The organism is Streptomyces globisporus (genome assembly GCF_003501885.1).
In the GTDB taxonomy this organism is placed as follows: Bacteria; Actinomycetota; Actinomycetes; order Streptomycetales; family Streptomycetaceae; genus Streptomyces; species Streptomyces globisporus_D.
On the sequence record NZ_QWFA01000117.1, the window covers coordinates 20,867 to 33,624 of the forward strand.

Here is a 12,758-nt window from a genome sequence, read left to right on the forward strand (position 1 = left end):
TTGATTCAATCAACATTGACAGATCTTCAGTCAAGCGTGGACAGTCGAATCAATGTTGCATGCACGGAGGAGAGAGCAGCCATGACCACCACCCCCGTCGCCCCCGCCGTCCCCCGTGGCCTCGCCGGTGTCGTCGTCACCGACACCGCCCTCGGTGACGTCCGCGGCCGCGAAGGCTTCTACCACTACCGCCAGTACTCGGCGATCGAGCTGGCGCAGACCCGCGGCTTCGAGGACGTGTGGTACCTGATGTTCCACGGGGAGCTGCCCGACCGGGCCGCGGCCGCCGACTTCGCGGCCCGCACGGCGAGCCTGCGCACGCTCCCCGCCGACGTGACCGAGGCCCTGCCCGCCATCGCCCGCGCGAGCGCCGTCTCGGGGCCCCTCGCGGGACTCCGCACCGCGCTCTCCCTGCTCGGCGCCTCGGCCGGCTTCCGCCCGGTGTACGACATCGACGCCGGGCGCCGACGCGAGGACGCGCTCGCCGTCTGCGCGGCCGTGCCCACGATCCTGACCGCCCTCCACCGCCTGGGCCAGGGACTGGAGCCGGTCGCACCCCGCGCGGACCTGCCGCACGCCGCGAACTACCTGTACATGCTGACCGGTTCGGAGCCCGGACCCGACGAGGCCGGGGCGGTCGAGCAGTACCTCGTCTCGACCGTCGACCACGGCTTCAACGCCTCCACCTTCACCGCCCGCGTCGTCGCCTCCACCGGAGCCGACCTGGCCGCCTGCCTGGTGGCGGCGGTCGGCGCGCTCTCCGGACCGCTGCACGGCGGAGCCCCCAGCCGGGCCCTGGACACCCTGGACGCCATCGGCACCCCGGACCGGATCGACGGCTGGATCCGCGAACAGGTCCTCTCCGGCCGCCGCATCATGGGCTTCGGCCACCCCGTCTACCGCACCGAGGACCCGCGCTCCCGGATGCTCAAGTCGATCGCCCAGGGCTTCGGCGGTCCGCTCGTCGACTTCGCCGTGGAGGTGGAGGCCCAGGTCCAGGCGATCCTGGCCGACCTCAAGCCGGGCCGGGAGCTGCACACCAACGTGGAGTTCTACGCCGGGGTGGTCATGGAACTGTGCGGGCTGCCGCGCGCGATGTTCACCCCCACCTTCTGTGCGGCGCGGGTGATCGGCTGGAGCGCCAATATCCTGGAGCAGGCGGAGGACTCGAAGATCATCCGCCCGGCGGCCCGCTACGTCGGCGCACCCCCGCCGCAGCCGGTCCCGGCACCCTGACGACGCCCCCAGGAAGGCCCCCGTTGACCCCGCCCCGTACTCCGCAGATCCCGGTCGTCGTCCTGGCGGGCTTCCTCGGCTCCGGCAAGACCACGCTCCTGAACCACCTGCTCCGCAACCGGGCGGGCACCCGGATCGGCGTGATCGTCAACGACTTCGGGGCCATCGAGATCGACGCCATGACCGTCTCGGGGCAGGTCGGCTCGACGGTCTCGCTGGGCAACGGCTGCCTGTGCTGCGCCGTGGACGCGAGCGAACTCGACACCTTCCTGGAGACGCTGACCCGGCCGTCCGCCCGGCTGGACGTGATCGTCATCGAGGCGAGCGGACTGGCCGAACCCCAGGAACTCGTCCGCATGCTGCTGGCGAGCGACAACCCGCACATCCTGTACGGGGGCCTCGTCGAGGTCGTCGACGCGGCGGAGTTCGACGCCACCCGGCAGCGGCACCCCGAGCTCGACCGCCATCTGGCGGTCGCCGACCTCGTCGTCCTGAACAAGACCGACCGGGTGGGGGAGACCGAACGGGAGCGGCTGCGGGCGACGGTCGCGGAGCTGAGCGGCCCCGCCGCCGTGATCTCCGCCGAGCACGGCCGGATCGACCCCGAGCTGCTCTTCGACCCCGCGCTGCGGCCGGACGGCGAGGAGATGGCGGGTCAACTGAGCTTTGAGGACCTGCTGCGTCAGGAGGAGTGCGACGAGCACGAGGAGCGCGACGGGCACGCCGACCACCTCCACGCGGCGTACGAGAGCGTCGACTTCACCGCCGACGTGCCGATGGACCCACGCCGCTTCATGGCCTTCCTCGACTCCCGGCCCGAAGGGCTCTACCGGATCAAGGGGTTCGTCGACTTCGGCTCGGGGGACCGGGACAACAGCTACGCCCTGCATGCGGTCGGCCGGTTCCTGCGCTTCGCTCCCCGGCCGTGGGCGCGCGGCGAACAGCGTCTGACCCAGCTCGTCATGATCGGCGCGGGCATCGACGCCGCGGCGCTGCACGAGGGGCTGGCCGCCTGCCGCGCGGAGCCGGAGCCCGACGCCCCGGACACCGAACGCGCCATGTGGGGCGTGCTCCGCTACGTACCGGAGCCCGCCCGTGAAGGGGACGCGGAGGCGGAGGCCGAGATGCAGGAAGCGGCCGCGGAGGCGTAACGCCCCTGCGGCCGCTTCCCACCGTACGAAAACCGGCGTCTGCGGTACGGCGGCGTCAGTACAGCGGCGGTCCCGCGATCACGGCCACCTTCTCCAGCAGCGGCGTGCCCGAACCGTCCCGCCTCGGGTCCGGCTCCGGCAGCTTCGCCGGGGTGCCGTTCTTCTGGGCGGCCCGTGCCGGGGTGGGACCCGCCCAGGCGAACACCAGGACGTCCTCGCCCTTCAGGAACCGCTGGCAGCGCACCCCGCCGGTCGCCCGGCCCTTGCGCGGATACTGGTCGAACGGGGTGAGCTTGGACGTCAGCACCGAATCGTCCAGCGTGCCGTGCGAGCCGGCCACTGTGAACACGACCGCCTCGGCCGCCGGGTCCACCGCCGTGAACGACAGCACCTCGGCCCCGGCCGCCAGCTTGACGCCCGCCATACCTCCGGCGGGCCGTCCCTGCGGACGCACCGAGCCCGCCGGGTAGCGGAGCAACTGGGCGTCGGAGGTGATGAACACCAGATCCTCCTCGCCCGTCCGCAGCTCGGTCGCGCCCACGATGCGGTCACCGTCCTTGAGGGTGATGACCTCCAACTCGTCCTTGTTGGCCGGGTAGTCCGGCACGACGCGCTTCACCACGCCCTGGAGCGTGCCGATCGCGAGACCCGGAGAGTCCTCCCCGAGCGTCGTGAGGCAGATCAGCTCCTCGCCCGCCTCCAGCGTGAGGAACTCGGAGATCTGCGCCCCGCCCGAGAGATTCGGCTCCGCGTGCGTGTCCGGCAGCTGCGGCAGGTCGATCACCGAGAGCCGCAGCAGCCGGCCGGTCGACGTGACCGCCCCGACATCGCCCCGGGCCGTCGCCGCCACCGCCGACACGATCACGTCGTGCTTGGTCCGCCGGGCGTCCTCCGAGATCTCGACCGGCTCCGCGTTCGCCGTCCGGGCCAGCAGGCCCGTGGAGGAGAGCAGCACCCGGCACGGGTCGTCCGCCACCTCCAGCGGCACGGACGCGATCTGCGAACCGGCCGACTCCAGCAGCACCGTGCGCCGGTCCGTGCCGAACTTCTTCGCCACGGCCGCCAGCTCCGAGGAGACCAGCTTGCGCAGCTCCGCGTCCGACTCCAGGATCGCGGTCAGCGCCTCGATCTCGCCGTTCAGCTTGTCGCGCTCGCTCTCCAGCTCGATCCGGTCGAAGCGGGTGAGGCGGCGCAGCGGGGTGTCCAGGATGTACTGCGTCTGGATCTCGCTCAGCGAGAAGTGCGCCATCAGGCGCTCCTTCGCCTGCGCGGAGTTGTCGCTGTCCCGGATGATCCGGATGACCTCGTCGATGTCGAGGAGGGCGACGATCAGACCCTCGACCAGGTGCAGCCGGTCGCGCCGCTTGGTGCGGCGGAACTCGCTGCGCCGGCGCACGACCTCGAAGCGGTGGTCGAGATAGACCTCCAGCAGCTCCTTGAGGCCCAGGGTGAGCGGCTGGCCGTCGACCAGCGCCACGTTGTTGATGCCGAAGGACTCCTCCATCGGCGTCAGCTTGTAGAGCTGCTCCAGCACCGCTTCCGGCACGAAGCCGTTCTTCACCTCGATGACGAGACGCAGCCCGTGCGCCCGGTCGGTGAGGTCCTTGACGTCGGCGATGCCCTGGAGCTTCTTCGCCGAGACCAGGTCCTTGATCTTGGCGATCACCTTCTCCGGGCCGACGGTGAAGGGCAGTTCGGTGACGACGAGGCCCTTGCGGCGGGCGGTCACGTTCTCCACGGAGACGGTGGCGCGGATCTTGAACGAGCCGCGGCCCGCGGTGTACGCGTCCTTGATGCCGGTGAGCCCGACGATGCGGCCGCCGGTGGGCAGGTCGGGTCCCGGGACGAAGCGCATCAGCGTCTCGACATCGGCGCCCGGGTGCTTGATCAGGTGCCGGGCGGCGGCGATGACCTCGCCCAGATTGTGCGGGGGCATGTTGGTGGCCATGCCCACGGCGATCCCGGAGACGCCGTTGACCAGGAGGTTGGGGTAGGCGGCGGGGAGGACGACCGGCTCGCGCTCCTGGCCGTCGTAGTTCGACTGGAAATCGACGGTGTCCTCGTCGATCGCCTCGGTCATCAACGACGTGGCATCCGCCATCCGGCACTCGGTGTACCGCATGGCGGCCGGCGGGTCGTCGTTGCCGAGGGATCCGAAGTTGCCGTGGCCGTCGACCAGGGGGAGGCGCATCGAGAACGGCTGGGCCATGCGGACCAGGGCGTCGTAGATCGAGGCGTCGCCGTGCGGGTGCAGCTTGCCCATGACCTCGCCGACGACCCGGGCGCACTTCACATAGCCGCGGTCGGGGCGCAGTCCCATCTCGTTCATCTGGGACACGATGCGGCGGTGCACCGGCTTCATGCCGTCGCGGGCGTCGGGCAGGGCCCTGGAGTAGATCACCGAGTACGCGTACTCGAGGAAGGAGCCCTGCATTTCGTCGACGACGTCGATGTCGAGGATCTTCTCCTCGAAGTCGTCCGGCGGCGGGGTCTTCGTGCTACGGCGGGCCATCGCGGCTGCGACTCCTTCACGGATTCTGTTCGGGCGACCTGAGCTTGTTCGGGACAACACGTGCTGCTGACGCGGTCCATTGTGGACCGCCCCACTGACAACGCCGACCTCGACCCGTCCGAAGGCCTGTCCGGAGGACGGTCCGAAGCCGCCCGGGCGGCACGCCGTCGACGGCGTTCGCGACACCATCGACGGAAACATCCGCCGAACGGGAACTTCGCCAGGTGCCGGTGCGCTTGCTTAGAGTGGCAGGTCTGGCAGGAAGTCCAGTATCGCGATCGAAGGGACGTACATGCCCATGGGTCACACGGCCACCGCACAGGCCGGCTCCGGCGGCTTGACAGCGACCGAGCACCGCCTGGCCAACGGCCTGCGTGTGGTGCTCTCCGAGGACCATCTGACCCCGGTCGCCGCGGTCTGCCTCTGGTACGACGTCGGCTCGCGCCACGAGGTCAAGGGACGCACCGGCCTGGCTCACCTCTTCGAGCACCTGATGTTCCAGGGCTCGGGCCAGGTCAAGGGGAACGGTCACTTCGAGCTCGTCCAGGGAGCCGGCGGCTCGCTCAACGGAACGACCAGCTTCGAGCGGACCAACTACTTCGAGACCATGCCCACCCATCAGGTGGAGCTCGCCCTGTGGCTCGAAGCCGACCGGATGGGCTCCCTTCTCGCCGCGCTCGACGAGGAGTCCATGGAGAACCAGCGCGACGTCGTCAAGAACGAGCGCCGCCAGCGCTACGACAACGTGCCCTACGGCACCGCGTTCGAGAAGCTGACCGCCCTCTCCTACCCCGAGGGCCACCCCTACCACCACACCCCGATCGGCTCCATGGCCGACCTGGACGCGGCCACGCTGGAGGACGCCCGCGCGTTCTTCCGTACGTACTACGCGCCCAACAACGCGGTGCTCTCGGTGGTCGGCGACATCGACCCCGAGCAGACCCTCGCCTGGGTCGAGAAGTACTTCGGCTCCATCCCCTCCCACGACGGCAAGCAGCCGCCGCGCGACGGGACGCTGCCCGAGATCATCGGCGAGCAGCTGCGCGAAGTGGTCCACGAGGAGGTCCCGGCGCGCGCCCTCATGGCCGCCTACCGCCTCCCGCACGACGGCACCCGCGCCTGCGACGCCGCGGACCTGGCGCTGACCGTGCTGGGCGGCGGCGAGTCCTCCCGGCTGCACAACCGCCTGGTCCGCCGCGACCGTACGGCCGTGGCGGCGGGCTTCGGTCTGCTGCGGCTCGCCGGGGCGCCCTCGCTGGGCTGGCTGGACGTGAAGACGTCCGGCGGCGTCGAGGTGGAGACGATCGAGGCCGCCGTCGACGAGGAGCTGGCCCGGTTCGCCGCCGAGGGGCCCACCCCCGAGGAAATGGAGCGGGCCCAGGCGCAGTTGGAGCGCGAGTGGCTCGACCGGCTCGGCACGGTCGCCGGCCGGGCCGACGAACTGTGCCGTTACGCCGTCCTGTTCGGCGACCCGCAGCTCGCCCTGACCGCCGTGGGCCGCGTCCTGGACGTCACAGCGGAGGAGGTGCGTGCGGCGGCCGAGGCGGCCCTGCGCCCCGACAACCGGGCGGTGCTGGTCTACGAGCCCATCGAGCCGGCCGACGAGGCCGCCGAAGGTGAAGACGGCGAAGAGGGCACCGACGCGCACGAGGGGGCGGCCAAGTGAGCGACGCCGCCGTGACTGGAGTAGCCATGGAGTTCCACCCGCAGCCCACGCCCGGCACGGCCCGCCCCTGGGCCTTCCCGGCGCCCGAGCGCGGCGCTCTGCCCAACGGGCTGACCGTGCTGCGCTGCCACCGCCCCGGCCAGCAGGTCGTCGCCGTGGAGATCTTCCTGGACGCGCCGCTGGAGGCCGAACCCGAGGGCCTCGACGGCGTGGCCACGATCATGTCGCGGGCGCTCTCCGAGGGCACCGACAAGCACAGCGCCGAGGAGTTCGCCGCCGAGCTGGAGCGCTGCGGCGCCACGCTCGACGCGCACGCCGACCACCCCGGCGTCCGGGTCTCCCTGGAGGTCCCGGCCTCCCGACTGGCCAAGGCGCTCGGACTGGTCGCCGAGGCGCTGCGGGCCCCCGCCTTCGCCGAGAGCGAGATCGAGCGCCTGGTGGGCAACCGCCTCGACGAGATCCCGCACGAGCACGCCAACCCGTCCCGGCGCGCCGCCAAGCAGCTCTCCAAGGAGCTGTTCCCGGCCACCGCCCGGATGTCCCGCCCGCGCCTGGGCACCGAGGAGACGGTCCGGCGGATCGACGCGGCCGCCGTGCGCGCCTTCTTCGACGCCCACATCCGCCCGTCCACCGCGACGGCCGTGATCGTCGGCGACCTGACCGGCATCGACCTGGACGCGCTGCTGGCGGAGACCCTCGGCGACTGGTCGGGCAACACCGCCCAGGCCCGCCCGGTGCCGCCCATCACCGCGGACGACACCGGCCGCGTGGTCATCGTGGACCGCCCCGGCGCGGTCCAGACCCAGCTGCTGATCGGCCGCATCGGCGCGGACCGGCACGAGCGCGTGTGGCCCGCGCAGGTGCTCGGCACGTACTGCCTGGGCGGGACCCTCACCTCCCGGCTGGACCGGGTGCTGCGCGAGGAGAAGGGCTACACCTACGGCGTGCGCGCCTTCGCCCAGGTCCTGCGCTCCTCCGGCCCCGACGCGGGCGGCGCGGCGATGCTCGCGATCAGCGGCTCGGTGGACACCGAGTCCACCGGACCGGCCCTGGACGACCTCTGGAAGGTCCTGCGGACGCTGGCCGCCGAGGGGCTGACCGACGCCGAGCGCGAGACGGCCGTGCAGAACCTGGTGGGTGTCGCTCCGCTGAAGTTCGAGACCGCCGCCTCCGTCGCGAGCACGCTGGCCGACCAGGTCGAGCAGCACCTCCCCGACGACTACCAGGCCCACCTCTACGCCCGGCTCGCCGAGACGGGCACCGTGGAGGCGACCGCCGCCGTGGTCAACGCCTTCCCGGTCGACCGGCTGGTCACGGTTCTGGTGGGGGACGCCGCGCGGATCGCCGAGCCGGTCAAGGCTCTCGGTATCGGAGAGGTGACCGTCGTCACCGGCTGACACCGCCCGCGGAGCGCGGCCGCCCTGTGCGACCCCTGCCGTGAACAGGACCCCGACAGAAGGGATTTCGTCGGGGTCCTGTGTTTTTGCCTGTTTGGTCCACTTCGCACCCTTTGGGGCAGAGGTTGCCCGTCTGCCCTGTGGGATGCGCGACAAATCCCCCTGTCCGTTTGGTGATGGGAAGTCGCCCCGCCTAGCGTCGGCCCGGCTGTCCGTCACCCGTATGCCGCAGCCGCGGCGCCGGGCAGTCATCGCCGAGTCCCCGTCAGGCGCGAGCCTGGGGAGCCGGGGACCCATGCAGTCCCTGGGGTGAATCGGAGGCCCGTGCCGCGAACCGGTGGGGGGATCCGTAGGAGACCTTCCTGCTCCGAACCCGTCAGCTAACCCGGTAGGCGAGAAGGAAGGAAAGGAACCAGCCCCTCCATGGCGTTCACCCGTGCCACCGGGAAGCACCGTGCCCCGAGCCGTCTCACGCGCCGGAGCGCCCAGGCCGCCGGCATCGCGGCCCTGGCCACCACCGGAGTCCTCGGCTCGCTGTCCTCCCCGGCCCTCGCCGCGGACACCGAGGCCGCCAAGGTCGCCGACACCGGCCTCACCCAGGCCATCTCCCTCGACGCCACCCTCGCCGAGCAGATCGACGCGCAGGCCCACGCCCAGCAGCGGCAGGCCGACGCCGTCGCGAAGGCGAAGGCCAAGGCCGCCGCCGAGGCCCGCGAGAAGGCCGCCAAGGCCAAGGCGAAGGCCGAGGCCGAGCGCAAGGCCGAGGCCCGCGCCAAGGAGGTCCGCGAGGAGAAGGCCCGTGCCGCCCGCGCCGCCGAGCGCGCCCGGCTGAACGCCTTCCACCTCCCGGTCGCCGGCTCCCACGTCACCACCGGCTACAACGCCGGCGGCTCCCTCTGGTCCTCCGGCAGCCACTCCGGCGTGGACTTCCAGGCCGCCTCCGGCAGTTCCGTCGTCGCTGTCGGCGCCGGCACGGTCGTCGAGGCCGGCTGGGGCGGCGCGTACGGCAACAACATCGTGCTTCGGATGGCGGACGGCACCTACACCCAGTACGGCCACCTCTCCTCGATCGGCGTCTCCGTCGGCCAGAGCGTCTCCTCCGGCCAGCAGATCGGCCTCTCCGGCTCCACCGGCAACTCCACCGGCCCGCACCTGCACTTCGAGGCCCGCACCACCCCCGACTACGGCTCCGACATGGACCCCGTCGCCTACCTGCGGTCCCACGGTCTGAACGTCTGACCGCACCCCTCGCGCCCCACCGCCCGAAGGCCCCGGCACCCGCCGGGGCCTTCGGTAATTCCCGCGTGAAGATATACCTGGATTCCGGCCTGCCATCGGAAATTCCAGCGGATTGTCATAGAGTCACGGAACAGACGTCGGGCGGCCGCGTTTCGCGGGGATCAAGGCGGAGGTTCGGATATGCGCATTCCCGCGCATTCGGTATGCACGGCAATCCGTGACGACATCGTCTCCGGTGTCTACGAGCGCGGCAGCCGCCTCACCGAGGAGTTGCTGGCCCGTCGCTACGGGGTCTCCCGCGTCCCGGTCCGCGAGGCGCTGCGCACGCTGGAGTCCGAGGGGTTCGTGGTCACCCGCAGACACGCCGGCGCCTGTGTCGCCGAGCCCACCGTCCAGGAGGCCGCCGACCTCCTGGAGGTGCGGATGCTCCTGGAGCCGCTGGGCGCGGCCCGCGCCGCCCAGCGCCGCACCGAAGCCCATCTCAAGGTGCTCCGCGGTCTGGTCAGACTGGGCCAGGAACGGGCCCGCCGGGGCGAGGGCGAGGACCTGCGGTCGCTGGGCGGCTGGTTCCACGAGACCCTGGCCCAGGCCTCCGGCAGCCCCGGGCTCATCGCGCTGCTCACCCAGCTCCGGCACAAGATCGCCTGGATGTACGCGGTCGAGCAGCCGGCCCGCCCGGTCGACTCCTGGGCCGAGCGCGGCGCGATCGTGGACGCCGTGGCGCGCGGCGACGCGGAACGGGCGAGGGCACTCACCGCCCAGCACGCGGAACGCTCCACCGCCGAGCACCGGCTCCGCCGCCCGGATCGTCCCGGGCGTCGCACCGCCCCCGTTCCCCCGGTGAGAAGTTCGCAACACGGCGTAAACACTGCGGGCGTCCGGCATTAACAAAAGCGCCGTATACAAAGAGATGCAATTTCGGAGCGCTATTTACGCTGCCCGCATTATCGAGATGCATCTCTCATGAAAGCGAAAGAGCCGTGATCCCCTTCGCGGGGTCACGGCTCTCGCGCCGTCGAATCCGGACGGACCGGAGTCGGAGGGTCAGACGGTTTCCGGCAGTTCTTCCAGGCCCTCGGCGACCAGCTTCGCCAGCCGGTCCAGAGCGGCCTCGGCGTCGTCCGCGTCGGACGCGAGCACGATCTCCTCGCCGCCCTGCGCGCCCAGACCGAGCACGGCCAGCATGGAGGCGGCGTTCACCGGGTTGCCGTCGGCCTTGGCGATCGTCACGGGGACGCCGGAGGCCGTGGCGGCACGGACGAAGATGGAAGCGGGGCGGGCGTGCAGGCCCTCGGCCCAACCGACGTTTACGCGGCGCTCAGCCATGGTTCTGCCCTTCACATATCAACGGTTGTCTAGACCAGTCTCTCATGCAGTGCGTGGTGCTGTGCCCGGCCTCCCGTCCGGCCGTAGGCTTTGGCCATGGAGCCCACGCCGGAACAGAGTCCGCATCACGCGTACCCCGACCACTGGGAAGCGGACGTGGTGCTCCGCGACGGGGGCACCGCGCGCATCAGACCGATCACCACGGACGACGCCGAGCGACTGGTCAGCTTCTACGAGCAGGTGTCCGACGAGTCGAAGTACTACCGCTTCTTCGCCCCGTATCCCCGCCTATCCGACCGGGACGTGCACCGCTTCACCCATCACGACTACGTCGACCGGGTGGGACTGGCGGTCACCATCGGCGGCGAGTTCATCGGGACCGTCCGCTACGACCGCATCGACGACACGGGCCGCCCCGCCTCCGCCCCCGCCGACGAGGCCGAGGTCGCCTTCCTCGTCCAGGACGCCCACCAGGGCCGCGGCGTCGCATCGGCGCTGCTCGAACACATCGCCGCGGTCGCCCGCGAGCGCGGCATCCGGCGCTTCGCCGCCGAGGTGCTCCCCGCCAACAACAAAATGATCAAGGTGTTCCGGGACGGTGGCTACACCCAGCGCCGCAGCTTCGAGGACGGCTCCGTCCACCTCACCCTCGACCTCGAACCCACGGAGAAGTCCCTCGCCGTCCAGCGCGGCCGCGAACAGCGCGCCGAGGCCCGCTCGGTGCAGCGCCTCCTCGCCCCCGGCTCCGTCGCGGTCATCGGCACCGGCCGCACCCCCGGCGGAGTGGGCCGCACGGTCCTGCGCAACCTCCTCGCCGCCGGCTACACCGGCCGCACCTACGCCGTGAACCGCGCCTTCGACGAGGGCCTCGCCACCCTCGACGGGGTCCCCGCCCACCGCTCGCTCGGCGAGATCGACGAGCAGGTCGACCTGGCCGTCATCGCCGTCCCCGCCCACCGGGTCCCCGAGGCCGTCGCCGACTGCGGCGAGCACGGCGTCCAGGGCCTGGTCGTCCTCTCCGCCGGTTACGCCGAGCGGGGCGCCGACGGCCGCGAGCTCCAGCGCGAACTGGTCCGCCAGGCCCGCTCGTACGGCATGCGGATCATCGGCCCGAACGCCTTCGGCATCATCAACACCGCCGAGACCGTCCGGCTGAACGCCTCCCTCGCCCCCGAGTCGCCCGCCCGCGGCCGGATCGGCCTGTTCACCCAGTCCGGCGCGATCGGCATCGCCCTGCTCTCCGGCCTCCACCGGCGCGGCGCGGGCCTGTCCTCGTTCATCTCGGCGGGCAACCGGGCCGACGTCTCCGGCAACGACTTCCTCCAGTACTCCTTCGAGGACCCGGACACCGACGTCGCCCTGCTCTACCTCGAATCGCTCGGCAACCCCCGCAAGTTCACCCGCCTCGCCCGCCGCACCGCCGCCGTGAAGCCCGTCGTCGTCGTGAAGGGCGCCCGGCACAGCGGCACCAACCCGCCCGGCCACGCCGTCCCGGTCAGCCGCATCCCCGACACCACGGTCTCCGCGCTGATGCGCCAGGCCGGTGTCATCCGGGTCGACACCGTGACCGAGATGGTCGACGCCGGACTCCTGCTGGCGGGCCAGCCCCTCCCGGCCGGTCCCCGGGTCGCCATCCTCGGCAACTCCGAGTCCCTCGGCCTGCTGACGTACGACGCCTGCCTCGCCGAGGGGCTGCGCCCGCGCCCGCCGATCGACCTCACCACCGCCGCCTCCCCGCAGGACTTCCGCGACGCGCTGGCCGAGGCGCTGGCGGACGGGACCTGCGACGCCGTGATCGTCACCGCCATCCCGTGGGTGGGGGAGAACGGGGAGGCCGAGACCGGTGACGGCCAGGTGCTGGCCGAGGCCCTGACCAGGGCGGTGGCAGGGGGGTCGGCCAAGCCGGTGGCCGTCGTCCACGTCGAGATCGGCGGCCTCGCCGAGGCGCTGGCCGCCGCCAGCAGCACGGCGGCCCCGCGTCCCCGGACCGCCGCGCCCCGGTCCGCACCCCCGGAAGCGGCCGCGGACCGGGCGGCGGCCACCGCCCCGCAAGCGGCCACGGACCGGACCGGAACCACCACCCCGGCCACGCCCGCCGCCCAGGCCGGGCCCACCGCTCCGGGAACGCCGACCGCCCCGGGCGCCCCCGGAACGCCGGCAGCTCCGGCCGCTCCCGGAACGGCGACCTCCGCGACGCCTGCCCCCGGAACCGCCGCCCCCGACGCGAACTC

The 12,758-nt window shown here is 72.0% G+C and carries 9 protein-coding genes and 1 riboswitch; of the genes, 7 read left to right on the forward strand and 2 right to left on the reverse strand.

Features of this window, described 5'->3' with window-relative positions; genetic code table 11:
- Nucleotides 1–81: 81 nt before the first annotated feature.
- Both D3105_RS21450 and D3105_RS21455 read left to right on the forward strand, forming a co-directional pair.
- On the forward strand, nt 82–1,236 hold the full coding sequence (locus D3105_RS21450; RefSeq protein ID WP_118904719.1) for a citrate synthase/methylcitrate synthase: 1,155 nt from the start codon (nt 82–84) through the stop codon (nt 1,234–1,236).
- Between the two features lie 23 nt (nt 1,237–1,259).
- Nucleotides 1,260–2,387, forward strand: a complete 1,128-nt coding sequence (locus tag D3105_RS21455; protein ID WP_118904720.1) for a CobW family GTP-binding protein — start codon at nt 1,260–1,262, stop codon at nt 2,385–2,387.
- Nucleotides 2,388–2,442: 55 nt separating this feature from the next.
- Here the strand turns inward: D3105_RS21455 and D3105_RS21460 are convergent, their stop codons facing one another.
- A complete protein-coding gene (locus tag D3105_RS21460; RefSeq protein WP_118904721.1) occupies nt 2,443–4,899 on the reverse strand; it encodes a DNA gyrase/topoisomerase IV subunit A in 2,457 nt (818 codons plus the stop codon).
- A 292-nt stretch (nt 4,900–5,191) separates the two neighbouring features.
- Here D3105_RS21460 and D3105_RS21465 point away from each other — a divergent pair, with 292 nt between their 5' ends.
- The 4 genes from D3105_RS21465 (at nt 5,192) to D3105_RS21480 (ending at nt 10,089) form a co-directional block, all read left to right on the forward strand.
- Entirely contained in the window at nt 5,192–6,565 is a 1,374-nt protein-coding gene (locus D3105_RS21465) for a M16 family metallopeptidase (RefSeq protein ID WP_118904722.1), read from the forward strand.
- Between the two features lie 26 nt (nt 6,566–6,591).
- A complete protein-coding gene (locus D3105_RS21470; RefSeq protein ID WP_118904723.1) occupies nt 6,592–7,962 on the forward strand; it encodes a M16 family metallopeptidase in 1,371 nt (456 codons plus the stop codon).
- A 242-nt stretch (nt 7,963–8,204) separates the two neighbouring features.
- Nucleotides 8,205–8,371, forward strand: a riboswitch (cyclic di-AMP (ydaO/yuaA leader).
- 14 nt (nt 8,372–8,385) lie between these two features.
- Complete coding sequence (locus tag D3105_RS21475) at nt 8,386–9,201, forward strand: M23 family metallopeptidase (RefSeq protein ID WP_118904724.1); 816 nt, start codon at nt 8,386–8,388, stop codon at nt 9,199–9,201.
- Between the two features lie 180 nt (nt 9,202–9,381).
- Complete coding sequence (locus D3105_RS21480) at nt 9,382–10,089, forward strand: GntR family transcriptional regulator (RefSeq protein ID WP_118904725.1); 708 nt, start codon at nt 9,382–9,384, stop codon at nt 10,087–10,089.
- A 156-nt stretch (nt 10,090–10,245) separates the two neighbouring features.
- Here the strand turns inward: D3105_RS21480 and D3105_RS21485 are convergent, their stop codons facing one another.
- Nucleotides 10,246–10,527, reverse strand: a complete 282-nt coding sequence (locus D3105_RS21485; RefSeq protein WP_007449776.1) for an HPr family phosphocarrier protein — start codon at nt 10,525–10,527, stop codon at nt 10,246–10,248.
- Between the two features lie 96 nt (nt 10,528–10,623).
- Here D3105_RS21485 and D3105_RS21490 point away from each other — a divergent pair.
- The coding region (locus D3105_RS21490; RefSeq protein WP_240646981.1) for a GNAT family N-acetyltransferase at nt 10,624–12,758 on the forward strand (2,135 nt) is incomplete at its 3' end.

Coding starts and splice junctions, on each gene's coding strand:
- D3105_RS21470 (WP_118904723.1), top strand. CDS start 6,592: ATGGAGTTCCACCCGCAGCCCACGCCCGGCACGGCCCGCCCCTGGGCC.
- D3105_RS21480 (WP_118904725.1), top strand. CDS start 9,382: ATGCGCATTCCCGCGCATTCGGTATGCACGGCAATCCGTGACGACATC.
- D3105_RS21450 (WP_118904719.1), top strand. CDS start 82: ATGACCACCACCCCCGTCGCCCCCGCCGTCCCCCGTGGCCTCGCCGGT.
- D3105_RS21460 (WP_118904721.1), bottom strand. CDS start 4,899: ATGGCCCGCCGTAGCACGAAGACCCCGCCGCCGGACGACTTCGAGGAG.
- D3105_RS21465 (WP_118904722.1), top strand. CDS start 5,192: ATGCCCATGGGTCACACGGCCACCGCACAGGCCGGCTCCGGCGGCTTG.
- D3105_RS21485 (WP_007449776.1), bottom strand. CDS start 10,527: ATGGCTGAGCGCCGCGTAAACGTCGGTTGGGCCGAGGGCCTGCACGCC.
- D3105_RS21475 (WP_118904724.1), top strand. CDS start 8,386: ATGGCGTTCACCCGTGCCACCGGGAAGCACCGTGCCCCGAGCCGTCTC.